Source organism: Limosilactobacillus walteri, from assembly GCF_014830205.1.
Classification (GTDB): domain Bacteria; phylum Bacillota; class Bacilli; order Lactobacillales; family Lactobacillaceae; genus Limosilactobacillus; species Limosilactobacillus walteri.
The window spans coordinates 1-24,664 of the sequence record NZ_QORN01000008.1; the positions used below are offsets into that span (position 1 = coordinate 1).

A 24,664-nucleotide genomic window follows, 5' to 3' on the forward strand; every position below is an offset into this window, starting at 1 on the left:
TTGACGGGACATAGTGCCAAAAGCTGATTTTTCACCGACCTTTTTGTTTCTTATTTTAAAATGCTTGGATAATTTTCATAATACCAAAAACGATTAGGAATGTTGAAACCAGCCATACAACAGTGATTGCTGAGAGTAGTGGACTGAAGAGAAGGATAACGCCTAATACCAAGCTGACAATTGCCAGAATAATAATAAACCAGTAATATCCTCGATGAAATTCCTTAAAGAACTTGGCGCTAAGCAATTCTGTGATGGAGTCAAGAATAAACCAAATTGCAAAAATAATCGCAATAAACAGAACACCAAAATCTGGTTGGAAAAGGAAGATAATCCCTAAAATAATATCTAAAATTGCTGAAAAAATTAACCAACCAGAAGCTTCTTGAAGTAACTGGCTAATACGTTGGCGAAACCATAATTCGTAAACTCCACGGAAAATAAATGCAACACCGGCAACGATTGCCAAGAAGCGAAGGGTACGATCGGGACGATTGAACGAAGCAATCCCAGCGATTAAAAATAGGATGCCGACAATTAAGCTAAACCAATCAAAACCCTTTTTAGTTTCTTCAAACATCGTAAAGCCTCCCTTTAATATAAAATCATTAATATCATAGTTCAATTAAGACGATAACACAAGTAAAGACAAAAAAACCACAGATTAAGACTATTTCTTAACCTATGGATCATTTAATTTCCCGGGAAATTAAAGATGTTCTTTAATTCCATTAGGGAAGTCTTTATCAATCTCTTTTAAGATTGGTAATAATGAATTAACATATTCATGATATGCTTCAATCGGCTTTAAGCCTTTTGCCCGTGTTTGAAGTATAGTTAACGCAATATCGTGTGCTCGTTGTTCATTAGTAATCATCTTCTACCACCTCAAGTATTCAGTTTATCAGATTTTTCGCCAATCAGCATGAATTGTTTGATGATATGGTGAAAAAATGTTTGATCAAGCATAATCATTACTGCAAAGCCAATTGTAGTTCCTAATGTGTTGCTAATCAAATCATCCACATCGGCAACGCGACCAATGTGAAAAAGCAGGTCACAGACAAACTGATTGCTTTCAATAAATAGGCTGAATAAGAATCCATATAAAATGGCGCGTTCCCAAGGCATTTTATTATTTATTAAATAGAGATAAATACCAAGTGGAATTGTCATGATAACGTTGAGAAAGAATTCCTGACTTAATCCTTGCAGTGGAATGATATTAAATGGAACCCCATGAAAATAAAATAGTAATTTATTAGCCGAACTGAAATTAAACATAGAAGGGGTTAGGCATAGCCAGTCAATTGCTGTTAAATACACGAAAAGGGTCGCAATGGTAAAATGCTGACCACTTGCGGGAAATCGTTCCCATAAGCGATTGTGGGTAATTAGGATTGTTCCCGCAAAGAAATAAATAAAAAATGGAATCCAATGAATTAAAGCTCGCAATGTTAGTTCTCCTCACAAGAAAAATGATGTACAATTGGTTTTTAATGTTATATATCATAGTTGATTTTGTGATTAATGGCTAGTGATGTCATCAGCTGTTAAAAAATCTTCAACTATTAGGGAGAAAGAGAACTATGGCAGAAGAACAACAATTTACACGAAAGCTAAAAAGCCGTCATATTCAATTAATGGCTCTTGGCGGAACGATCGGAACGGGACTTTTTCTTGGCTCAGGAAAGGCAATCCATGCTGCAGGGCCAGCAATTCTTCTGGCATACATAATTACTGGAGTTGTTTGTTTTGGGATTATGCGTGCCCTTGGCGAATTACTATTATCTGACCTGCATTACCGTTCGTTTATGGATGCTATTCGGGACTATTTAGGCAATCGGGTTAGTTTTATAATAGGTTGGGCTTATTGGGTATGCTGGCTTGCCTTAGCAATGGCTGAAATCACTGCAATTGGTTTGTATTTTCAGCTATGGCTGCCTCATGTCCCGCAATGGGTCCCAGGGTTATTGACCTTGTTAGTGTTGTTATGTTTAAACCTAATGACGGTAAGCGCATTTGGTGAATTAGAATTTTGGTTTGCACTGATTAAGATTTTAGCAATTATTATTTTGATCGCCGTTGGTATCTTATTAGTTGCAATTCGTTTTCACTCGGCAGGGGGTTACTTGTCAACGCCTGCAAATTTGATAAATTATGGCGGCTTCTTTGCAACGGGGTTTAAGGGCTTTTTATTATCGTTTCAAATGGTTGTATTTGCTTTTGTTGGGATTGAAATGGTGGGAGTGACTGCAGCAGAGGCAGAAAATCCTAAAGTTGTTATTCCTAAGGCGATTAATGGTATTCCAGTAAGGATTATGCTGTTTTACATCGGTGCTTTAGCCGTAATTATGTGTATCTATCCTTGGAATAAGCTTTCACCAAGCAATAGTCCCTTTGTTTTAGTCTTTCGTGATATTGGGTTGCCTGGAGCGGCAAGTATTGTTAACTTTGTAGTAATCACTGCTGCTGCTTCGGCATGTAATAGTTCACTATATACAACCGGCCGAATGTTAGCAGAATTAACTGCAAACGCGCGACGACCTAGCATTCGTAAAATTAGTCGCTTGTCGAAAAAATCAGTACCAGCAACTGCGGTTATTATTTCGGCATTAGTGATTGGCATTGCGGCAATTTTAAACTTGGTGATGCCTAATGGCGTTTTTACGCTTGTTTCAAGTATTGCCACCACTAGCTTTTTGTTCGTCTGGACCACAATCATCTTAGCGCACCTTAAATATCTTAAAGCGCATCGTTTGGCGAGGGTATTTAGGATGCCGGGAGCGCCATTTACTGATTATTTAATTTTAGCGTTCCTGATAGGAGTTGTAGTTGTTTTATGTATGGAAAAGCAAACACTGATCGCATTATTACTAACAATGGCGTGGTTTATCGTGTTAGCATTCGCTTCATTAGCACAAAAAGATAAATAACAATAGGGAGAGCTGTGACATAAGTCTCCTATATAGTTGAAAGTGCTACAGCGCAGTACACAAAGGGACTCTAGCGTTCGGAAAATCCGAACACTAGAGTCCTCTTTGTGCTTGCGGGGGTTCGAAAACGAACTAGCAAGCTAGTTCTGTCTCACTCCCCCTTATTTATTAACGATTTAAATGTAGCTTGCGTTGGCAATCAGGACAAAGCCCATGAACTTCAATATTATTACCAGTAACTAGGTACCCCGTCTTTTCACGGGTCATGTTTGCCATGTCCTTTGTTATTTCCGTAAAGTGATCATCAAAAACATCGGAAATTTTTCCACAATTGTCACAGACGACATGGTAATGGGGATGACCGAAATAGTCAAAATGGGTGCTGCCATCGCCATTTTTTAATTCAATAACAAGATTATAATCTACTAATAGCTTAAGCGTATTATATACAGTTGCCATGCTAATATTAGCTACGCTATCCTTTAGATCATCATAGATCATTTCAACGCTGGGGTGAGTATGATGGTTGATTAGGTAGTTAAGAATTACTTTTCGTTGTGGTGTGAGGCGCACTTTATTTTCCCGTAAGTGGTCAAGAGCACGATCAAATTCTGCTTCTGCCATGATGTCGTCTCCTTCCTTAAAATAATTATAATCTAATTTGATTATAACATTTACATTAACTAATTCAAAACATATAATAGGAAATGATTAGATGATAATTGTTCTAAAGAGGGAGAGGATTATTATGGATCAAAGTATTGCCAAGAATGGCAAAGAATATAGTCGTTTTTGGTTTATTTTTACATTATTAGTTGGTACGTTTACGATGTCAATTAGTCAATCATCGCTATCAACTGCTTATCCAACGTTAATGAACGCATTTGGAATCTCGGCTTCCACTGTTCAGTGGCTGACGACCGGATTTATGTTAGTAATGTGCGTCAGTATGCCAATCAGTCCATGGATGTTGAATAATATGAGTTTTAAGACTATGTTTATTAGTGCTTTGGCTCTATTTGACATTGGTTCGCTGATGATTGTCTTAACGCCAGCTTCTTGGGGAATCAGTGGTTTTTGGTTTATGATGATTGGGCGTGCGATGGAAGCATTTGCGGTCGGCGTTTTATTTCCTTCATATCAGACTGTCTTACTAGAAATCACCCCTAAAGATGAGCGGGGCACGACAATGGGTATTGCGGGGTTAGTAATGGGCTCGGCACTTGCTTGTGGTCCGATTATTTCCGGGATTGTCTTAAAGTTCTTTAGCTGGAAAAGTTTGTTTATCCTTTTCATGCTTGTGATTTCTGTAATAATTTTGATGGCCGCTAGCGGCTTGATTCAAGATGTAATGGTTCGCCATGAAACACATCTTGACTGGCTGTCAGTTATTTTGTTAGTGGGCTTGATTGGTATCATGTACGTTGTTGACCAGGCTGGCAAGAAGAATTCTGCGTGGGAGGCTAATAGTTTAATCTTTATCGTGAGTTTGTTAGCAGTTATTTGGTTCTGCATTCGTCAGCTTCATCTTCAGCATCCTTTGCTGGAGTTACGGGTAATGAAGACTTTTAATTATGATTTAGCTATCTTATTAACGTCCATTTCATACATTGCCTTAATTGTAACAACAATTATTTTTCCGCTTTATTATCAAGGAGTGTTAAAAGTTAGCCCATTTGTATCAGGGATGGCACTGGTGCCAGGAGCGGTTTTCCTTAGTATCCTAAATCCTTTATCTGGTAAGTTAGCCGATAAGATTGGCTTTAAACCTACAATGCTCGTGGGAATGATTATGATTATCGCGGGATGGACTGCCGGTTTATTAGTTCTGGACCGCTTGAGCCTTTGGGGGATGATCCTTTGTGCGATGGTTATTGAAGGGGGAAATGCCTTTGTAATGATGCCAGCGGTTACCCTTGGTGCAAATGCCTTACCAGACAAACTCGTGCCTCATGGTACTGCTGTAATTACTACTGTTCGACAGGTACTGGGTTCAGCAGGCGTAACAATTTCGACGCTTATTCTCACTGTTGCGACAGCAAATGCGTTACAAAGCGGAATGACAGCTCAATTAGCAGCCTTACATGGTTACCGGTTAGTATTTATCGGAATGATAATCGTTGAATTATTCGGCTTAGTATTAGCATTTCTTTTGAAAAACACAAAAAAACAAAGTGAAAATTAGGTAAAATATGTATATTCTTAACTGAAGGACTGAGCTAGCCTCGGTTCTTTTTTATATAAAGCAAAGGAATGAAAAATAATGACAAAACGACCGCAATGGGCAGAAAAAACGCCAGAAATGCAAAATTATTATGATAATTATTGGGGATTCCCAGTTCATGATGATTACCTTCTTTTTGAAATGCTTTCGTTAGAATTATTTCAAGCAGGTTTGACTTGGCAAACGATCTGGCACCGGCGATTAGCATTTGAAGATGCTTTTTTAGGCTTTAATGTTGAAAAGGTCGCTGCTATGACTGAGAAGGATGTCGAGCGGTTGTGTGCTAATGCTAAGATTATCCGTAACCGTCGTAAAATTTTAGCAGTAATTAATAATGCACGGGTGATCTGCCAGCTGAGAGAAAATGGAACCACCTTTAACGATTACATTTGGCAGTTCATGAATGGAAAAGCGGAACGGTTAATTTTAAGTGCCGGCGAAGATTTGCCAGCCCAAACGCCAGCATCGCAGCGGTTATCAAAACAAATGCGCAACGATGGTTTTAAATTTGTTGGTCCTACAATTATTTATTCATTTATGACAGCTGTAGGGATGGTAAATGCTCGCTTGGAATAGGAATATTAGGATTATCATTGATTGTTGGCTGGAAACTATGCTAAGATTATTCTCGTTATGAAGCAATTCCCGATAGGATTCACGTCTGAACGTGAAGATGCCTTGTAACCGCAACTACAAACTGTTGAAAGTTTCAATAGAATATGGGGGAATTATAAGATGGCAGAACGACATTTATTTACATCCGAATCAGTTTCTGAAGGACATCCAGACAAGATTGCTGACCAAATTAGTGATGCAATTTTGGATGCATTGCTCGAAAAGGACCCAGACTCACGGGTTGCTGTTGAGACGTCAGTTACTACCGGATTAGTATTAGTTTTTGGTGAAGTTTCAACTAAGGCTTATGTTAATATCCAAAAGATCGTGCGTGATACGATTAGAAAAATTGGCTATACTGATGGTAAGTATGGGTTTGATGCTGATAACTGTGCAGTTATTACAGCGATTGATGAACAGTCACCTGATATTGCGCAGGGGGTTGATGACTCCTTAGAGACACGTGAAGGGGATGCTGATCCGCTTGACCAGATTGGTGCTGGTGACCAAGGATTGATGTTTGGTTACGCAACTGATGAGACACCCGAATATATGCCGCTTACATTAGTCTTGAGCCATAAGTTAATGCGTAAGATTGCGCAATTACGTAAAGACGGAGTTATCTCATACCTTCGTCCAGATGCCAAGGCTGAAGTTACCGTTGAATATGACGAAAATGATAAGCCGCTTCGTGTTGACACTATTGTGTTAAGTACCCAGCATGACCCAGAAGTTTCCCTTGATCAAATCAAGCAAGACGTTAAGGAACAAGTTATTAAAGCGGTAATTCCTGCTAAATACCTTGACGATAAGACAAAGTACTTTATTAATCCGACTGGCCGTTTTGTAATCGGTGGTCCGCAAGGAGATGCGGGATTGACTGGTCGTAAGATTATTGTTGATACTTATGGAGGAGCCGCTCACCATGGTGGTGGTGCTTTCTCTGGTAAGGATGCGACCAAGGTTGACCGTTCTGCTAGTTATGCTGCTCGCTATATTGCAAAGAATATTGTGGCAGCAGGTTATGCTAAAAAAGCTGAAATCCAGGTTGCCTATGCAATTGGGGTAGCAGAACCGGTATCAATCATGATTAACACTTACGGTACTGGTACACGGACTGAAGAAGAATTGATTGCGGCCGTGCGGAAAGTATTTGATTTACGGCCAGCAGGAATTATTGAAATGCTTGACTTAAAACGGCCAATTTACAAACAAACGGCTGCCTATGGTCACTTTGGCCGGACTGATATTGATTTACCTTGGGAACAACTTGACAAGGTTGACGAACTAAAGGCAATTTTAGGCTAAATTAAATCTTATACTTGCAATCACTGATAGTGGTTGTTACAATAAGCGTTAAATATTTGATCGTAATAGAAATATTAGTTTTTGATATGGCCTTCAGAGATCCTGTGGTGCTGAGAACAGGAGACCTGTCATTAACGAACTCATCTAGGTGATTACTGCCGAAGTTAGTAAGCAGTGACGTTTACCGCGTTAAGGTACTAAGCGCCATGATTACCATGGAAAACGGGTGGTACCGCGGATAGATTTCGTCTCGTAGATTTTTCTACGGGACTTTTTTATTACGATTATTAAACTACAAAAATGAGGAGCGAGATAGATGGCTTACGATCATACAGCGATTGAGAAAAAATGGCAAAAATTCTGGAAAAAGAACGAAACGTTTAAGGCAGACCTTAATAAAGACCAGAAAAAATATTATGCCCTAGACATGTTCCCTTATCCATCTGGTCAAGGACTTCACGTTGGTCACCCAGAAGGATATACCGCAACTGATGTAATGTCACGAATGAAACGGATGCAAGGATTTAATGTTCTCCACCCAATGGGCTGGGACGCATTTGGTCTTCCTGCTGAACAGTATGCATTGAAAACTGGTCACAACCCTAAAGACTTTACTAACAAGAATGTTGATCATTTTCGGGATCAAATTCAATCACTTGGTTTTTCATATGATTGGGATCGTGAAGTTAATACAACTGATCCAAACTTCTATAAGTGGACTCAATGGATCTTTGAACAACTTTATAAAAAGGGCCTGGCTTATGAAAGTGAGATTATGGTCAACTGGGCACCTGACTTTATGGGGGGAACAGTGGTAGCCAATGAAGAGGTTGAAGACGGTAAGACGAAGCGAGGCGGATACCCAGTATACCGTAAGCCAATGCGACAATGGGTATTGAAAATCACAGCTTATGCAGACCGCTTGATTGATGACCTTGACCTTGTTGACTGGCCTGAAAGCGTTAAGGAAATGCAACGCAATTGGATTGGCCGTTCAGAAGGTGCTTCCGTTTACTTCCCTGTTGTCGGCGATGAAGATACGAAGATTGAAGTATTTACTACTCGTGCAGATACGTTGTTTGGTGCTTCTTATGTTGTTCTCGCGCCAGAACAAGAGTTGGTTGACCAATTAACAACACCAGAGCATCAAGTAGAAGTTGAAAAGTACAAGGAAGAAGCTTCCCGGCGGTCTGATCTTGAACGGACTGATTTAAATAAGGATAAGACAGGGGTATTTACTGGTTCTTACGTTATTAATCCAGTTAATGGTGAAAAATTACCAATCTGGATTAGTGATTATGTTCTCGCGTCATATGGGACAGGTGCTGTAATGGCTGTCCCATCAGGTGACCAACGTGACTATGACTTTGCGAAAAAATTTGATTTGCCGATTAAGCCGATTATTGAAGGTGCTGACATTTCAGAAGGTGCCTTTAGTGGTGATGGCAAACATATTAACTCCGGCTTCCTTGATGGTCTAAATAATGCTGACGCTAAGCAAAAGATGATTGACTGGCTAGAAGAACATGATGCCGGTCATAAGAAGGTTAATTACCGCCTTCGTGACTGGATCTTCAGTCGTCAACGCTACTGGGGTGAACCAATTCCGGTCATCCACTGGGATGATGGAACAACTTCATTAGTTCCTGAAGATGAACTTCCGCTTAAATTGCCAAATACCGATAATATTGAGCCTTCTGGAACTGGTGAAAGTCCATTGGCAAATGTTGAAGATTGGGTTAACGTATACGATGAAAACGGGCGGCATGGTTTACGTGAAACTAATACGATGCCACAATGGGCTGGTTCATCTTGGTACTGGCTTCGGTACACCGACCCTCACAATGACAAAGAATTTGCCTCCAAAGAAGCCCTTGATTACTGGTCACCAGTTGATCTCTACGTCGGTGGTGCAGAACACGCTGTCCTTCACTTGCTATACGCTCGATTCTGGCATAAAGTTCTTTATGACCTTGGTCTTGTGCCAACGAAGGAACCATTTATGAAACTTGTTAACCAAGGGATGATTTTGGGCTCAAACCATGAAAAGATGTCTAAGTCTAAGGGCAATGTTGTTAATCCAGATGACATTGTTGACCAATATGGTGCTGATACCTTACGCCTTTACGAAATGTTCATGGGACCTCTTGAAGAGTCAGTGCCATGGGATGAAAAAGGATTGCATGGTGCTAACAAGTGGGTTCAACGTGTATGGCGGTTATTGATGGATGATAATAACCATCTTCGTGACCGGGTTTCCACCTTTAACGATGGTAAGTTAACTAAGATTTACAACCAAACTGTTAAAAAAGTTACCGAAGACTACGAACGGATGCACTTTAATACTGCAATTTCACAATTAATGGTCTTCGTTAATGAAGCATACAAGGCCGATGATCTTCCGGTTGAATATATGCAGGGATTTGTCAAGATGATCGCACCGATTATGCCTCACATGGCTGAAGAATTATGGAGTCACTTCGATGTTAGTGATACAATTACTTACCAGCCATGGCCAACTTATGATCCCAAGGCATTGGTTGAAGATGAAGTTGAAATGATTGTGCAAGTTAACGGCAAGGTTCGGGCTAAGATCAAGATGGCCAAGGATACCGACCGTGATGAAGCACAAAAGCAAGCTTTGGCTAACGAACATGTTAAGAAGTTTACTGATGGTAAAGACATCAAGAAAGTCATTGTTGTACCAAACAAGATTGTTAACATTGTTGCTAAATAATTAAATAAAAAGAGGCTGTGACATTTTGTCAGGCCTTTTTTGTTAAAGGAGAATTTAATGGAAATAGTAAAATATCCTGCTTTTTTTACCCCTGTAGAAGATGAAATTCAAGTTGATTTTCCGGACTTACCAGAGGCATTTACGCAGGGGAAAACGATGGACGAGGCAATGGAATTTGCTAAGTTGGGGCTTGCGATTACGATAAATGATAAACTTGGTCATTTTGAAGAAGCTCCCCAGCCGAGTAATATATCAACGCTCCAAGCAAAGAACCCCCAAAAAATTATTAAGATGGTCACGGTTGATTTAGACCAGTACTAGATTAAAGAAATATTAAAAAGCATAAATCGAATTGCGTCAGTCTTATATTCACGATAAAATAATTAAGATTGTTTTTATTCGATTAAAATAAAAAAGGTAGGATTGCAACAAATCATGGAGGAAAATAAAATAAATGATTTGAGCAGTACCCCGGTTAAAAAAGATGCGCGCGAAAAGATGTTGAGCGGATCTGCTTGGATGACTGTGGGGAGTATTACTTCACGAATATTAGGAGCAATTTATGTTATTCCATGGGTAACATGGTTTGGGACTTATAGTAATGAAGCAAATGCATTATTTGCTCAAGGTTATACCATCTATTCGTATTTCTTGGTAATTGCAACGGCAGGGATTCCATCGGCAATCTCAAAATTAGTTGCGCATTACAACGGCCTTAATGAATATGGTGTCAGCAGGCGCCTGTATCACTCAGGAATGTACGTTTCAATGGCGATGGGAATGATTTGCGCTATTATCATGCTCTTTGGGGCTTCGCTAATGGATAATGGTGATCCAAACGTCATTCCCGTTATCCAGTCCCTCGCCTGGGCCGTTTTGATTATCCCAGCGATGTCGATTACGCGGGGCTTTTTACAAGGTTATAATTGGATGGCGCCATCAGCAATGTCGCAGTTTGTTGAACAAGTTTTTCGGGTTGTTTATATGCTGCTAGCGACATATTATATTATGAAAATCAAGCATGGAAGCTGGGTTAGTGCTGTTACCCAGTCAACCTTTGCCGCCTTTATTGGGGCAATTGGGGCAATCATTGTTCTATCCATTGCATGGCTGCGACACCTCAATGAGATGAACGACCTTGTGCGCCATAGTGTTTCTAATGCCGAAGTCTCACCTACTGGTCTGATTTTTAAGATTGTTTACCAGTCAATTCCGTTCATTATTATTGAGGGTGGGATCAACCTTTACCAACTGATTGATCAATATACGTTTCCCCGGATGATGTCAATGGTTGGTCACTTTTCACATTATCAAGTTACAGTGCTATATGCATTATTCTCGTTTAATGCTAATAAGTTATACATGATTGTGATTTCGTTGGCATCGGCAATGGCAGCAACGGTTATTCCGCTCTTAGCGACTGCCCGCGCACAAAATGACCATGAGGGGATGCGGAAGCAAATCCAAAATGTCCTCCTGTTGTTCTACTTTGTCATGATTCCGGCAGCCCTCGGGTTATCAGCTGTATCGCAGCAGATATATACCGTTTTTTACCGTTATGATGCGGCAGGGGTAGTTGTCCTTCAAGTATCAGCTTATGTTTCTATCTTGCTAGGCCTTTATACGGTGGGAGCAGCCATGATGCAGGGAATTTCAGAAAATAAACGAATGATGACCTACTTAGGTATTGGGGTCATCGTCAAATTTGTTGTTCAATTCCCATGCATTTGGATTTTTGAGGGGGTTGGACCATTAGTAGCAACGGGCATTTCGATGTTTGTTGTGAACTACTTGATCCTCCACTCATTTAATATGGAATTTAATCTCCGCTTTGATAAGATGGCAGTACCGACAAACCAGATTTTAGCCTATTCATTGGTAATGTTTGCGGGGACTAAGATTGTCATGTTAATTATTAGCCACTTTGTCAGTCCATATGGCCGTTATACGGCGTTCTTCTCCTTGATTCCAGGAGTATTAGTGGGAGTCGGGATCTACCTGTACCTGATTCTCAAGTCACGCTTAGCAGACCAGCTATTAGGACCACGGGTAGCGAGATTGCGGACACTATTGCATATAAAATAAGGAGTTAAGATTAGTTGCGCTACGTAGCTAAATCTCAACTCCTTTTATTTTTAATTCAAAAAACCAATATGATGGTCATCGTCAAGCTTTTCCATCTTCTTCATGAAGGTCGGCAGGGCACGGCTGATTTGATGAGGAAGGACAATATATTGACTTTCGGCAATCTTTTCGGCAATCGCACTATGCGCATAAACGGCAGCAAGGACGGCCTTATCTGCTTTATCATTAAATTCCGCGGTAAAGCCACCAACCATTCCGGCAAGGGTATCACCCATTCCGCCAACTGCTTGGGCGGGCGTGCCAATTGGTAGTTGATATATTTGGTCGTTAGTATAGATTTCAGTATGGTGTTTCTTTAAGACAACGGTAGCACCAAGCTTTTCTTGGACGGCCTTATTTTTTTCTGCTGTCTGTTCACCAATCTTAATTCCCGACAGGCGTTGCCATTCCATTTCATGCGGCGTATAGATAATATTACCAAGTGGTTGATCGATGCCTTCTCTTGCCATTAACGTAATTGCGGAACCGTCAATAATCACGTTTTGTTGGTCGCTAGTATTAGCAAATACATTCTTTAATATCTGTAGACTTATCTCATCATCCCCAAGGCCCGGCCCGACAACAACACTGGTCGCTGCGTGAATAAGGCTGGCAACTTGCTCGCTATTAGTAAAATCAGCAAACATTGCTTCTGGTAGTTGTGAATGCAAGGCACTGGAATTACTTTCATCGGTCGCAGTTGTCACTAATCCAGCTCCCGCACATACTGCTGCCATTGATGCCATGATGATAGCCCCGCCAAAGTTGCGATTGCCTCCTACAAGGGTTACTTTACCAAAAGTCCCTTTAAAACTATTTTCAGGACGCGGTGTAATGACTTCTTTGAGGATTTGGTCAGTAAGCTTTTCCACGTTTAAGACTCCTTATTATTTTATTTAATAGACAGTTTAATGGTATCATTAAATTTAGTCAAAGTAGAATATTTTGGAGGGATTATAATGACTGAATGGATGAAAGCTGCCGAAGCGCAAAAAGAAAACTATTTAAATGACCTCGTGGCATTAATGAAGATTCCTAGTGTGCGTGATGATGCAGCTGCTACTGATGAATACCCGCTTGGCCCTCGCCCCGCCCAAGCATTGAAAGCATTTTTGGAAATGGCTGAGCAAGACGGCTTTAAAGTAAAGAACATTGATAACCTCGTTGGCTATGCGGAATGGGGTGAAGGTGATGAGACGTTAGCTATTTTAGCCCATCTCGATGTGATGCCAGCAGGTAAGGGCTGGGATACTGATCCGTTTGATCCAGTGATTAAAGACGGCAACTTGTATGGTCGTGGTGCTTCCGACGATAAGGGTCCAGGGATGGCTGCTTACTATGCCCTAAAGTATCTCAAGGATCAAGGAGTAAAATTTAATAAAAAAGTCCGCTTTATTGTTGGTACCGATGAAGAAAGCAACTGGACTGGGATGCACCGGTATTTTGAAGTTGAGCCAGCCCCAACATTTGGTTTCTCTCCCGATGCTGAGTTCCCAGTAATCAATGGTGAAAAAGGACAAGTTTCCCTTTTACTTGATGTTCCTGCTGGTAATGGGGATGCATCAACGCAGCTTATTAGTTTTGAATCTGGCTTACGGTTTAACATGGTTCCACGAGAAGCTGTTGCAATTATGCGAACTGATAATCCACAAGCGGTCACTACTGATTTTGGACGCTTTATTGAAGAAAACCCAGTTGACGGAAATATCGAATCCACTGATAAAGGACTTGAAATCACGGTTATTGGTAAGGCTGCTCATGGAATGGAACCAGAAAAGGGAATTAATGCCGGAACCTATCTTGCTAAGTTCTTAAATCAATATGACTTTGCTGGTGGGGCGAAGAGTTTTGTTGAATTCCTGGCTGACTACCTCCACCTTGACACCCGTATGGATGGTTTTGATGGCGCCTTTACTGATTCGGTAATGGGTGATTTAACAATGAATGCGGGAATCTTAAACTTTGATGCGGATAAAGGTGGTCATATTGATATGAATTTCCGCTTCCCGAAAGGTATGACTCCAGACAAATTGGAAAATACAGTCAAGAAAGTTGCTAATAAGCTAGCTATCGATGTAAAGCAAGGGCCATCACAAGAACCGCACTATGTTGATCCTGATGATCCAATTGTTAAGACCCTTATGCAAGCTTATATTGACCAGACTGGTGATACTAACGCTAAGCCAGAAGTTGTCGGTGGAGGTACTTATGGTCGTCTTATGAAGCGTGGTGTTGCATTTGGCGCATTAATGCCTCATACTCCAAATACGATGCACCAAGCAAACGAATATCAGCCGGTAAATGATTTAATCACGTCAATGGCTATTTACATGGAAGCGATTAATAACCTCGTCACAGACTAAGAATGTGCTAAAATAGGGATAGAGCATGGAGGTGTCAAAAATGAGTTATCAAAAGATTCTAGTTGGTATCGATGGATCTAAGCAATCTGATATGGCATTTGAAAAAGCAGTCGATATTGCAAAGACAAACGATGCAAAATTATATTTGTTAAGTATCATTAATGGTGAGCGCTACCCAACAACTGGTCCTGGCGGTTATGGCTTTGTTAGTCACAGCATCTATGATTCAGCTGTTGAGACGATGCAAAAGAAACTAGCGGTTTACAAGAAAAAAGCTGCTGCGGCAGGGGTTAAAGAAATCGAAACAACTGTCGAAATTGGTAATGCGAAGGTTGAGCTTGCCGAACATTATCCCCAGAAGAATGGGATTGATTTGATCATTATTGGCGCAACCGGATTAAATGTTGTGGGTCGGCTTCTTGTCGGATCGACGGCTGCATATACTATTCGTGAAGCTCCTTGTGACGTAACAGTAGTTAAGACAAACTTGAACAATCAAAAGCTGGATATAAAAGAATCAACGTATCCAGAAATGTAAAAAGGCTACCGGCAACTGCCCTAGTTATTACAGCGACCTCATTCAATGGCGAATGCGGTCGTTTTTAATTTAAAAAATGCAAATTCACAATTTTTACGTATATATATTAATAGAACGTTGTGAAGGAGTGTTTTATGATGATGAAGCGACAATTAATTACTGGAACACTGATTATGTTAGTCAGTTTAGGCGGACCGGCAGTCAAAGCAGATAGCTCGCAACAAGCTGCGCGATATGAGGCTCGCGAAGCAGTTAAAAATTTGCAGCCAATTGATGAGGATGCTTTAGCAAATCACGATGATGAATATATTGATGCATATTTAACTGAATATGAACAGGATACAGCCGAATATGCAAGTTCGTTTAATCAGGGGATTAATGGTGAATATTATCAGCCTGATAATGAGGCAGCCGAGACCGGTGATAATCAAGGATATTCACAAACCAAACAGGTTGAAAAAGGTACTGGTGAGTTAGTAAGTAACGGTCAAGCGACTGACTCTAAAATTGATGACCGGATTTATCCCCCGCAAGCGCCGTTAGACTTTCAAGTAAAGTTTATTAATCGAATAGCAAAAGCAGCTCAAAAAGTCGGACGCGAATATGATTTATATCCCTCTGTTATTATTGCGCAAGCAGCCCTAGAGAGTGATTGGGGGAGAAGTTCGCTTGGTAGCGCACCATATAATAATTTGTTTGGTGTTAAGGGGTATTTTGCAGCTCATACTGTTACCCAGCCAACGATTGAGTATGACCGTCATGGTAATAAATTTGAGATTTTTAGCAATTTTCGACGCTATAAAGATGAGTACGATTCCTTAAAAGATTATGCTGAGACCCTTAAGGCGCCATTATATAATGGTGTTCATCGAAAAAAGGCCACAAATTACCGTGCCGCTACGAGGGCGTTATTGGGACGTTACGCGACAGATCCCGGTTATGATCAAAAGTTAAATAAATTAATTGACACATACCAGTTAACTAAATATGATACTGATTGTCGTAATAACCAGGCTGTCAAGGTATTGCCAATTCCAAATAAAAATGCTGGTATTAAGTCAGAACCATTAGTAAGTAAACGTCCAGTTAAGGCAAAAGAAAAGGATAATGATCTTCCACGCTACCTATCAATACTTGGTGGCTTAGGGACAGCAGGAATAATTGAGCTGTGGTACAAATTAAAATAAACTAGGAAATGTTCTCGTGGTTATTTTTCACGATTAACCGTTATATCTTTGGCAACAAAAAAAGCTAGCGAAAAACCTTTAATTTTTCACCAGCTCCTTAAGCCTTGGTTATTATCGTAATGTTTTTAACCGTTCATCGATCATCCCTAGGACAGTTTCGACATTCTTCGGATTCTCAAGATCATAGCGTTCTAGGTCAATTTTCATTTTGGGACTTGCATCGTAGTCTTTGTACCACTGCTTATATGCACTCCACATTTTGTAGTAGTAATCCTTTAATTCTGGATTAGTATCGATTTGTTCATAATCCCGACCACGCTTTTTAATCCGATATAAAATTGTTTCAAAGTCGGTTTCGGAATAAACCATCAAGTCTGGTGCCCGTTTTGGCAGTTGCTGAAGATCACTCATCATGTTATCTAAGAGCTTTAAGTAAACTTCTAGCTCTGTATCTGTAATGTTGCCTTCTGCGTTATTTTCACGCGTGAATAGGGCGTCCTCATAGATTGAACGGTCAAGTACGTTATTATCATCTGTAAGTGCCTGTTTGATCATTGAAAAACGCTTATTTAAGAAATAAATCTGGAGTAAAAAACCGTATTGTTTTGGGTTCTTGTAGTACAACGGTAAAACTGGATTTTCTCCAACTGGCTCAAAAAATGCTTTTGTATGTAAGTGTTCAGCAATCTTTCCAGTTAATGTAGTCTTGCCGACACCAATCATCCCTGCTGTAATAATCACCATAATGGCCCCTCTTTACTTTTTTGTCACAGAAACCATCTTACTACAAAATATTGTGGAAGAACACACTTAATTTTACAAGATTTGGTGGTTAGGTAAATTGATTTATCGAATTAAAGGGTATTACATCTGCTTTGTCAGCGATTATAATGTTACGTATGGGATGGTTAAATATTTAAAATTTAATCATGTGAAAAATTAATAGTAAGGAAGTTAAGATGAGAAGAGAAAGTGAAAATGATAACCGCGTCCAATTAACATTAGCAAAGCAACAAGGGACATTGATTGAGGTTCATAACCTTCCTAATGATGATTATTTTAATGTTGGCTTTGTTGTTGCCCTTGATCCTGTCTTTTGTTTAATGATCAGTATTGACTGGGATGGAAAAATTAATGGGTTAATTGCTATTCGGATTAAAAGTATTTTATATACTGAACGTCATAGTGACTATTTAACGGCGGTTTCGGAAAAGACAAAAGTTGCCCATGATTATGGTTACTTTGATATTTGGCAAGTACAAAAATTTATTGATGACCACCCTGAGATGATGAGAGGAGATTTATTATCTAATTTATTAACAGACTCATTCACTAATAAGCTGCCGGTAGTAATTGGTACGGATAAATATAAGGGGAGGGATGATTTCACTGGAGTAATTACGGAACTTAATGCCATCAAACTGACTCTCCACTATTTTAATGAGCACGACCTCTCATCATTGTGGGGGTATGATATATTACGCGCAAAAATTGATTATCTTCGCGTTCGGGGCGCACAAATGGCGACGGGGCGACAAATCCTTCAAGATATTTTTAAGGAGTTATGATTGCAAATAAAACTAATTTAGTTTAAGGTAAATAAAATGATATTTAGCTTAATAAAACTGTTTACTAAAGAGGTTGGACAGCAATGAACAAGAAGATAACGATTCGTGACTTAGCAAAAGAAGCAGGAGTTTCAGTTACAACCGTCTCTCAGATCCTTAATAATAAGGGCGAACGGTTTAGTAAAGCAACACAGGAAAAAGTTTTTGCGTTACGGGATAAGTATAAGTATGTTCCCGATTTTAATGCCCGCAATCTAATCTTGAAAAGTGCGAAAACAATTGGCGTACTAGTTCCTAATATTGCCAATCCGTTTTTTGGGACGTTTATTGAGGGGGTACAAAGTGTTGCCCGCGAGGCTGATTTTATCCCATTAGTTTTTAGTGCTAATAAGAATCTTAAACTTGAAAAATATTACCTTTCGCAAATGATAGAACGCTCAATTAGCGGTCTTGTTATTGCCAGTGCTACAATGACGACGGAAACAATTAAAGAAGTTATTTCTTTTAATGATATTCCATATATTTTATTTGACCAGAATCACACACAGGATGGTGCTCGGGTACAAACAAGTGATTATTTAGGCGGGCAGATTGCGGCTAATTACCTATTAAAATTGGGCCACAGACATATTGCCGTGCTAACATCTAATAATCCCACCGAAAATTTAAACCATCGGATGAGCGGTTTTAAAAAAGTAGTTGAAGAAAATAATTTAACCGTTATTGATTCGCAAGATGTTGTACGTGCACCTCTTACCAAGGCTGGGGGATATGAGGCTGCTGACAAAGTGCTTGCTACAGGAGCTTCTGCAGTGTTTGCTGCCAACGATGAGATGGCAATTGGTCTTCTCCGTGGCCTCCATGAAAGAGGAGTCAAAATTCCAGAAGATATCTCAGTAATGGGCTATGACAATATTTACTGGGATGACTATGTATACCCACGATTAACCACCGTTCAACAGCCGATTTTTGACTTAGGCGCTGGGGCTACTAAGATGTTGATTGAACGCATTAATCATAATAGTTATGAAGCGCGTGTCCAAAGCTTTCCGGTAAAATTGATTGAACGTGATAGTACAGGTCCCTATCGACAAAAATAATATGGTATGATGGTATTACTAGTTTAATGCTTGTTTATTTAAGGAGGAAACAAATAAATGACAAACCATGTAACAATTGTAGGTAGTTTAAACGTTGATACAACAATGAAAGTTAAGCGGATGCCATTACCCGGGGAGACAATTGCTGCTCTAGATAAGACCAATGCTGCTGGTGGAAAGGGTGCTAACCAAGCAGTTGCTGCTGCTCGTTCTGGGGCAGAGACAGCCTTTGTTGGCCAAGTTGGTGAAGATGCTGGTGGAGAGATGATGGTTCAAGCACTTAAGGATAACAATGTTGATACTACGGGTATTCATGTTGATTCTAAAGCAGGGACTGGCTCTGCTGCCATTCTCCTAGATGAGAATGGTCAAAACAGTATCTTAGTATACGGAGGAGCTAACCAACAATTAAGCGTTAAAGAAGTTGAAGATGCTCGTGACCAAATTGCGTCCGCTGACTTCGTGATTGCTCAATTTGAAACTCCACAAGAAGCAACTTTGCGGGCATTCCAAATTGCTAAAGAAAACGGAGTTAAGACAATCTTAAATCCTGCGCCAGCACATAAGATTGATCCGGAAGTACTCAAGTTGACTGATTTAATTATTCCAAATGAAACCGAAAGTTCTGCATTAACAGGAATTATTGTTACCGATGAGACTTCAATGTTAATGTCAGCTGCTAAGTTTGCCCAAATGGGAGTTCGGAACTTAATTATCACGGTTGGTGCTAAGGGTGCTTTCTATTGCACGCAAGATGGTTACAACTTTATTCCAGCTTTCAAGGTTAATGCTGTTGATACGACAGCTGCTGGTGATACGTTTATTGGCGCGTTATCATCGCAATTAAAGCCAGATATGAGTAATATTGAAAAGGCGTTAGTATATGCTCAACGGGCAAGTTCGTTAGCCGTTCAAAAATTGGGAGCTTTACCATCAATCCCTACCCATGATGAAGTTATCGCTGCGTCAAAAAACAACTAACATAAAGAATTGAAATAAAAAGGCTCAGGGCGTTGGTTATAATGTTCTGAGCCTTAGTTTACTTAGTATTATTTGCGGTTTTAAATTTGATTTAGTAAACTGTTGAACAAATAATAATGGAGGTTTTACTAGTGAAAGCGGAATTTATCCTTAAGGTAGTTACGCCGCCGTTTATCATATTTGCGATTCTGGTGTGGCTGACGATTGAACACTATATTTCAGGATGGGTTATGTACCTATTATGGGTTATTGGTTTTGTGGTTGCTAATATTATTGTGACTAAAATATCGACCCGTTGGAGTATTCAACGAATGCGGGAAAAGCGAGCAAAGGAAGAGCAACAAAAGAATGAGAATAATTAAAGAGTCCTGGGTGTTTAGGGTTATCTTAATAGCGATAATGTTGATTGCTATTGAGATACCACCAATTGCCGTTAAGTTTGCAATCTATTATTCCCCAACAAACCAGTTGGCGGTTTATGGTTTTATGACCTTGTTTATATGCTTAATGTTAGCGATTATTTGGTGGGCACGACATACCTATCGCTTCTATAATCAGTTGGGTGCGCCCGCTGGAATCAAAGTTAGGTGGATTATTGGCGGTTATTTAGCAATCATTGTGGGGATGGACGTTCTTAGCTTTCTGAACCAAATGATTTACCACCAAACTGAAACAGCTAATAACGCTGCTTTAGGCAGTATGCTTGGTCACAATCAGATTATTACGGTTGTTTTTATGTTCTCTGCTGTGATATTGAGTCCAATTGCAGAGGAATTTATCTTCCGTGGCACCCTTACTAACATGTTTTTTAAGCGTGACAATATTTGGCCTAAGGCGATTCTTTCAGGGATTATATTTTCAACTGGTCATATGAGCACTAACCCGATTAGTTTTTTAATCTATGCTTATATGGGTTTTATTTTGGCATTGGTTTACTTGAAAACTAGTGATCTCCGCAATTCGATTGCTGTCCATATGATTAACAATGCAATTGCGATGTATGTTCTTTTTGCTCAAATTAGTTAAAGGCACTCCTTGTAATCGCTTACAAAAGGTGGTATATTATTGATGTGGAAAGATAAGATTGAGGAATATTAATTACATATCCTCTTATTATTTGGCGCTGAAAATATTAGAGTAGGCGAGAAGCAACGTAAGCGTGACTAGAAACCTCGTATTAAAGTATTTATGTAATAATAATATTAAAAAGTCACCAGGGTGCACCAAATGATAATTAAATGCGACTTTGCGGAAGTTAGAATCAAAAGTGGATTAAATGTTAGTTCTCAGGCAAAGTAGCAGATTCTTTCCGTATTAGTAAAAAGAGGCTGGAAAAATTCCAGCCTCTTTGTTATTTTAAAGTGGTAGTAATATTAGGAGGAGTAATAATAGATGTTTTTATCAACAGAGGGGTTTCCACAAGCACACCGCATTTTAGGAATTGTCAATGCGACCAGCCATTTAGCGATGCCGACAGAAGCAATTGATTCATTTGAGTCAATGGATCAACTATTTATTGATGTCCAAGAAAAATTAAAACGACGGGCAAGTGAAAAGGGAGCCGATGGCGTAGTAGAAGTACGGTTTACGACTAATGTTGCAAATATGCAAGTGGCGCCAAAGTTCCTAGTGTTAACGGCCTATGGTACAATGATTCAATTTATGAAATAAACACGGACCAGCAGGTTAATATTATGCGGGTCTTTTTTGTATTTAAAATTGCGGACTTATAAAATAAAAAGCCTTTAATTACTATGAATAATAGCATTTAAAGGCTTTTTTAAAATGCCTCAGGCAGGAATACTAAACCTTGATATAACGGGCTTTGAGCGTTGTTTTGTCGTGAGTTTGTCGTGAACTCTATAATTCAGCCAGTTTATCAATGATTAGCGTGTCATTTTTAGCCTTGTACTCATCCACCAAATAAGAATAAGTATTTAAGGTCACAGTGATGTTTGAATGTCCTAGACGTTTACTAATGGCGTATATATCGACACCTTGACTTAACAAATAGGCAACATGAACATGGCGCAAGGAATGAAAGTGAAAACCTTGCTTTTTAATACCACAGTCATTCATAATAGACCGTAAACACTTATTCAATGCGTTACTTGTTGGAACAGTTTCTAACACGTTTTGAAATACCATAACACTGCTATTAGCTTTCAATTCAGCTAAATGATTGAGCAGTTGACGATTAACCTTAATCGTTCGCTTGCTAGATTCGGTTTTAGTTGGCTTGAAAGCTTTTTTCTTTTCATCCCACGACTTAGTGACAGAAATTGTAGCGTGTAAAAAATCTATATCTTTCCACGTGAGCGCCTGTATTTCGCTCTTTCTCATCCCCGTATAGATAGCCGTTAATATCATGTAACGGCTGGTATTGTAGTGATTGAGCTTCTTATTGACCTCATTTTTTAATGTTACTAACTCATCATGACTAAGGTATTCAACTTTACGCTCTCGCTCTTTATTAGCTACTACCTTGACGTTATGCGTGAAGTCCTTGCTGATAATATCATCATCAATTGCATAGCCGACACATGAACGAATAGCATTATTGAGCTTGTTTACGCTGTCTCGAGCATGATTAGCACCATACCAGTTAATAAAGGCTTGATAATCAGAGCGCTTGATGTCCCGTAGTCGTGTATCTTTCCAGTAGTTTTCAATAGTTTTCCGTATGACCTTATAACGGTTTTTCGTAACATCAGTAATACCATTTTCCTCATAGAGTTCATACCACCGCCAATAATACTTAGCTAGTGTCATATCTTTTAAATCAAGGTTCACTTGGTCTAACTCTGCTTCTAGTTTATTGGCTGCTTGCAGTGCTTTACGCTTTAAATTAAAACAGCCGGCTGATTTCTGATGCCACTTCCCCTCGTTATCTTGGTAGCTTGCATAACCGTAGTATCCTTTTTTCGCTTTTCTTACATAACTCATAAAATTACCTCTTTCAATCGCACAGCTTGCCAACGTGGAATATTGGAGGTATGTATTTGAGTTTCGTAGCCGTATTTTCGGCCGCCAAAAAGGGGTAGATTGGTAGCGCAATTTTGCGCTACCAATTAAAGAAATGAGCTGAGCCAACTTTTCAACTAAGTATAATTGACTGTCATATTTTCAACAGTCGGAAATACTGAACGCAGTTTTGCGCTAAGTAAACATGCGTCCAATTCTGGACAGATGTACTCACCCCAAATTTGAGGTGAGTAAGATGTGCGCAATTTTGCGCAGATGTCCCCAATTTTTGGGAAATATAGCAGTGGTGCTATTAGTGTATATATTGGTTTCGCAGGATAGAACCTAACATTAAACGGCTATATATTAGCTATATCCAGCTATCTATCAGCAGAAAGAAGCCAAGCACAACAAGGGTTATAACGTAAAATGTGCAGAAAACCAGCAGATTAATTACGACAAAATACTATGTCGAACAATGACGCCACCTCAGAAAAACTCAGATAAATTAGCTGTCTAATAGCTTATGGAAGTACGTTACACAAAACTTCTATAACGATGTTTGAGATGAAATCAAAGGCGTTAATAATAAAGTTTTTCATGATAACACCTCACTAATTAAATGGATCTTGTCCTTGTTGTATTTGGTAAGTGTCTTGTATCTCACCAGATGTTTTCATTGTATCCGGTACAGACTGTACGGCTTGTTCTGGTGACATTCCATTGTGTTCTGATAAGTAAGCAGCAGGCGACTCACCATAGCGATTAACGAAATCATGCAAATCACTAGCAGGTGGTAATCCATTATTATTTGATTGTTGAGTCGACTGGGGCTTATTTTGTTGTACTTGCTGACTTTGATTACTAGATGATTGTTGAGAAGCCTGTATTTGTTGACTACCCGAGTTAACAGCGTTATTACTTGAAGAACTAACAGAATTACTACTACACGAACTCTCTTTCTTAACTTGTTTCTTATGGTGCTTTACGACTTTACTAGAACTTGTCTTACTAGAATTAGAAGCCTTATTACTACTTGATTGACTACCACAAGCGGTTAATGACATCCCCATTAACACGGTGGCACATATTAAACCTATCTTTTTCATAAAATCCCCCCAGATTCTAAACCTAATAATTGTTTTTTCTTGCATTACGACAATATACTAAAATTAGCTATCCAATAGCTTATGGAAGTACGTTACACATGAAGATCCTGCTATAAATCCCCAGAAGGATCATAATAGTTTGGGTCAATATTATCAATTTGATTTTCTAAATCTGCCAACTTGTCTTCTGTACTATCTAAAACGATAGCAAAAGCTTCAAATAATTGTTCTCTTATTTTATCGTTTTTGGCTTTGTCATCATTAAAGTTAATCTTATTAAGAATTCTACCTATACTTTCGTAAGGATCAGTTCTTTCATAGCTCAATCCTTGAATATAGCTTGTACTTACATCGAAAAACTCTGCGAGTTTCTCCCAAATTTCATCATTAGGATTTCTCTTTTCATTTTCGTATTGGCTTAACGTATTATCCCGCATACCGACTTTTTCGCCTAGCTCTTTCAGAGTTAGGCCTTTTTCTTTTCTCAATTTTTTAATTCTGTTGTGATGTTTATAACGATAATAGGAATACTCACTCATATATTATCACCTTCTTTGCTCAATTAAATAATATCATTATTTCACAAAACTGTGAACATTTTCGTTGACATTCACATAATTGTGAATTAATATTTACTCACAGTTATGTGAATAGAGGTGGTATTAAATGCCTATGTATTTATCAGATAAACAAGTAACAGCGATCAAGCGCAAGCGAGGGGAACTTAATCTCTCCACCGTAGCTCTAGGGCGTGAACTTAGTTTAAGTCGATGGACGCTAGACAACATCTTTAAGCGTAACCATCGCAAGGTAACGCCAGCAACTTATAAGAAGTTGAGTGATTGGCTTATTGACGAGTACGCCACAGCAGATATTAAAGACAGTACCGCAGTAGCAACACAAGACAAGT

The 24,664-nt window shown here is 39.3% G+C and carries 26 protein-coding genes, 1 riboswitch and 1 other annotated feature; of the genes, 17 read left to right on the forward strand and 9 right to left on the reverse strand.

Annotated features, from left to right (window positions below; translation table 11 throughout):
• Nucleotides 1-55: 55 nt before the first annotated feature.
• The 3 genes from DTK66_RS02750 to DTK66_RS02760 all read right to left on the reverse strand — a co-directional run bounded on the left by DTK66_RS02750 (nucleotide 56) and on the right by DTK66_RS02760 (nucleotide 1,455).
• Nucleotides 56-580, reverse strand: coding sequence for an HdeD family acid-resistance protein (locus tag DTK66_RS02750; protein ID WP_153930728.1), 525 nt, complete (start codon nucleotides 578-580; stop codon nucleotides 56-58).
• Nucleotides 581-709: 129 nt separating this feature from the next.
• Nucleotides 710-877, reverse strand: a complete 168-nt coding sequence (locus DTK66_RS02755; protein ID WP_172971286.1) for a hypothetical protein — start codon at nucleotides 875-877, stop codon at nucleotides 710-712.
• 11 nt (nucleotides 878-888) lie between these two features.
• On the reverse strand, nucleotides 889-1,455 hold the full coding sequence (locus DTK66_RS02760) for a VanZ family protein (RefSeq protein ID WP_153930727.1): 567 nt from the start codon (nucleotides 1,453-1,455) through the stop codon (nucleotides 889-891).
• Between the two features lie 134 nt (nucleotides 1,456-1,589).
• Here DTK66_RS02760 and DTK66_RS02765 point away from each other — a divergent pair, with 134 nt between their 5' ends.
• Nucleotides 1,590-2,936 carry an amino acid permease gene (locus tag DTK66_RS02765; RefSeq protein ID WP_191667704.1) on the forward strand — a complete coding sequence of 449 codons (1,347 nt, stop codon included), beginning with the start codon at nucleotides 1,590-1,592 and terminating at the stop codon, nucleotides 2,934-2,936.
• Between the two features lie 168 nt (nucleotides 2,937-3,104).
• Here DTK66_RS02765 and DTK66_RS02770 read toward each other — a convergent pair whose 3' ends face one another.
• A complete protein-coding gene (locus DTK66_RS02770) occupies nucleotides 3,105-3,560 on the reverse strand; it encodes a Fur family transcriptional regulator (protein WP_191667705.1) in 456 nt (151 codons plus the stop codon).
• A gap of 124 nt (nucleotides 3,561-3,684) precedes the next feature.
• On the opposite strand from DTK66_RS02770, the gene DTK66_RS02775 reads away from it, so the two are divergent.
• The 6 genes from DTK66_RS02775 to DTK66_RS02800 all read left to right on the forward strand — a co-directional run bounded on the left by DTK66_RS02775 (nucleotide 3,685) and on the right by DTK66_RS02800 (nucleotide 11,905).
• Nucleotides 3,685-5,121 (forward strand): MFS transporter, encoded by a 1,437-nt coding sequence (locus DTK66_RS02775; protein ID WP_191667706.1) that lies wholly within the window; start codon nucleotides 3,685-3,687, stop codon nucleotides 5,119-5,121.
• A gap of 75 nt (nucleotides 5,122-5,196) precedes the next feature.
• On the forward strand, nucleotides 5,197-5,736 hold the full coding sequence (locus DTK66_RS02780; protein WP_191667717.1) for a DNA-3-methyladenine glycosylase I: 540 nt from the start codon (nucleotides 5,197-5,199) through the stop codon (nucleotides 5,734-5,736).
• Nucleotides 5,737-5,786: 50 nt separating this feature from the next.
• Nucleotides 5,787-5,898: riboswitch (SMK box riboswitch) on the forward strand.
• Nucleotides 5,896-7,083 carry a methionine adenosyltransferase gene (metK, locus tag DTK66_RS02785; RefSeq protein WP_153930722.1) on the forward strand — a complete coding sequence of 396 codons (1,188 nt, stop codon included), beginning with the start codon at nucleotides 5,896-5,898 and terminating at the stop codon, nucleotides 7,081-7,083. (Overlaps the previous riboswitch by 3 nt.)
• Nucleotides 7,084-7,133: 50 nt before the next feature.
• Nucleotides 7,134-7,339: a binding site (T-box leader), on the forward strand.
• 60 nt (nucleotides 7,340-7,399) lie between these two features.
• Nucleotides 7,400-9,820 (forward strand): leucine--tRNA ligase, encoded by a 2,421-nt coding sequence (gene leuS, locus DTK66_RS02790; protein WP_191667707.1) that lies wholly within the window; start codon nucleotides 7,400-7,402, stop codon nucleotides 9,818-9,820.
• A 57-nt stretch (nucleotides 9,821-9,877) separates the two neighbouring features.
• The gene (locus DTK66_RS02795) at nucleotides 9,878-10,141 is read left to right on the forward strand and encodes a type II toxin-antitoxin system HicB family antitoxin (protein ID WP_191667708.1); all 264 of its coding nucleotides are present in this window, start codon (nucleotides 9,878-9,880) and stop codon (nucleotides 10,139-10,141) included.
• 114 nt (nucleotides 10,142-10,255) lie between these two features.
• Entirely contained in the window at nucleotides 10,256-11,905 is a 1,650-nt protein-coding gene (locus tag DTK66_RS02800; RefSeq protein WP_191667709.1) for a putative polysaccharide biosynthesis protein, read from the forward strand.
• A 50-nt stretch (nucleotides 11,906-11,955) separates the two neighbouring features.
• Here DTK66_RS02800 and DTK66_RS02805 read toward each other — a convergent pair whose 3' ends face one another.
• Nucleotides 11,956-12,816 (reverse strand): NAD(P)H-hydrate dehydratase, encoded by an 861-nt coding sequence (locus DTK66_RS02805; protein ID WP_191667710.1) that lies wholly within the window; start codon nucleotides 12,814-12,816, stop codon nucleotides 11,956-11,958.
• An 87-nt stretch (nucleotides 12,817-12,903) separates the two neighbouring features.
• On the opposite strand from DTK66_RS02805, the gene pepV reads away from it, so the two are divergent.
• The 3 genes from pepV (at nucleotide 12,904) to DTK66_RS02820 (ending at nucleotide 16,032) form a co-directional block, all read left to right on the forward strand.
• A complete protein-coding gene (gene pepV / locus DTK66_RS02810) occupies nucleotides 12,904-14,307 on the forward strand; it encodes a dipeptidase PepV (RefSeq protein WP_191667711.1) in 1,404 nt (467 codons plus the stop codon).
• Nucleotides 14,308-14,332: 25 nt separating this feature from the next.
• A complete protein-coding gene (locus tag DTK66_RS02815; RefSeq protein WP_153930717.1) occupies nucleotides 14,333-14,845 on the forward strand; it encodes a universal stress protein in 513 nt (170 codons plus the stop codon).
• Between the two features lie 134 nt (nucleotides 14,846-14,979).
• Entirely contained in the window at nucleotides 14,980-16,032 is a 1,053-nt protein-coding gene (locus DTK66_RS02820) for a glycoside hydrolase family 73 protein (RefSeq protein WP_368356238.1), read from the forward strand.
• A gap of 111 nt (nucleotides 16,033-16,143) precedes the next feature.
• Here the strand turns inward: DTK66_RS02820 and DTK66_RS02825 are convergent, their stop codons facing one another.
• Nucleotides 16,144-16,776, reverse strand: a complete 633-nt coding sequence (locus tag DTK66_RS02825) for a deoxynucleoside kinase (protein WP_153931385.1) — start codon at nucleotides 16,774-16,776, stop codon at nucleotides 16,144-16,146.
• 215 nt (nucleotides 16,777-16,991) lie between these two features.
• Between DTK66_RS02825 and DTK66_RS02830 the strand changes: the two genes are divergently transcribed.
• The 6 genes from DTK66_RS02830 (at nucleotide 16,992) to DTK66_RS02855 (ending at nucleotide 21,352) form a co-directional block, all read left to right on the forward strand.
• Entirely contained in the window at nucleotides 16,992-17,600 is a 609-nt protein-coding gene (locus DTK66_RS02830; protein ID WP_191667713.1) for a hypothetical protein, read from the forward strand.
• A gap of 83 nt (nucleotides 17,601-17,683) precedes the next feature.
• On the forward strand, nucleotides 17,684-18,700 hold the full coding sequence (rbsR, locus tag DTK66_RS02835) for a ribose utilization transcriptional repressor RbsR (protein ID WP_153931383.1): 1,017 nt from the start codon (nucleotides 17,684-17,686) through the stop codon (nucleotides 18,698-18,700).
• A gap of 57 nt (nucleotides 18,701-18,757) precedes the next feature.
• Nucleotides 18,758-19,681, forward strand: coding sequence for a ribokinase (rbsK, locus tag DTK66_RS02840; RefSeq protein WP_153931382.1), 924 nt, complete (start codon nucleotides 18,758-18,760; stop codon nucleotides 19,679-19,681).
• Between the two features lie 116 nt (nucleotides 19,682-19,797).
• On the forward strand, nucleotides 19,798-20,043 hold the full coding sequence (locus DTK66_RS02845) for a hypothetical protein (protein ID WP_153931381.1): 246 nt from the start codon (nucleotides 19,798-19,800) through the stop codon (nucleotides 20,041-20,043).
• Nucleotides 20,030-20,707 carry a CPBP family intramembrane glutamic endopeptidase gene (locus tag DTK66_RS02850; protein WP_191667714.1) on the forward strand — a complete coding sequence of 226 codons (678 nt, stop codon included), beginning with the start codon at nucleotides 20,030-20,032 and terminating at the stop codon, nucleotides 20,705-20,707. Before DTK66_RS02845 ends, DTK66_RS02850 begins: the two co-directional genes overlap by 14 nt.
• 366 nt (nucleotides 20,708-21,073) lie before the next feature.
• Nucleotides 21,074-21,352, forward strand: coding sequence for a heavy metal-binding domain-containing protein (locus DTK66_RS02855; protein ID WP_153931379.1), 279 nt, complete (start codon nucleotides 21,074-21,076; stop codon nucleotides 21,350-21,352).
• Nucleotides 21,353-21,541: 189 nt separating this feature from the next.
• On the opposite strand, the gene DTK66_RS02860 is transcribed toward DTK66_RS02855, so the two are convergent.
• From DTK66_RS02860 to DTK66_RS02870, 3 genes are all read right to left on the reverse strand, one after another.
• A complete protein-coding gene (locus DTK66_RS02860) occupies nucleotides 21,542-22,627 on the reverse strand; it encodes a tyrosine-type recombinase/integrase (protein WP_191667715.1) in 1,086 nt (361 codons plus the stop codon).
• A gap of 632 nt (nucleotides 22,628-23,259) precedes the next feature.
• Complete coding sequence (locus tag DTK66_RS02865; RefSeq protein ID WP_191667716.1) at nucleotides 23,260-23,754, reverse strand: hypothetical protein; 495 nt, start codon at nucleotides 23,752-23,754, stop codon at nucleotides 23,260-23,262.
• Nucleotides 23,755-23,864: 110 nt separating this feature from the next.
• Complete coding sequence (locus DTK66_RS02870; RefSeq protein ID WP_188357939.1) at nucleotides 23,865-24,293, reverse strand: helix-turn-helix domain-containing protein; 429 nt, start codon at nucleotides 24,291-24,293, stop codon at nucleotides 23,865-23,867.
• Nucleotides 24,294-24,420: 127 nt separating this feature from the next.
• Here DTK66_RS02870 and DTK66_RS02875 point away from each other — a divergent pair.
• Nucleotides 24,421-24,664: helix-turn-helix transcriptional regulator (locus tag DTK66_RS02875; RefSeq protein ID WP_225208969.1), on the forward strand; the 244-nt coding region annotated here is incomplete at its 3' end.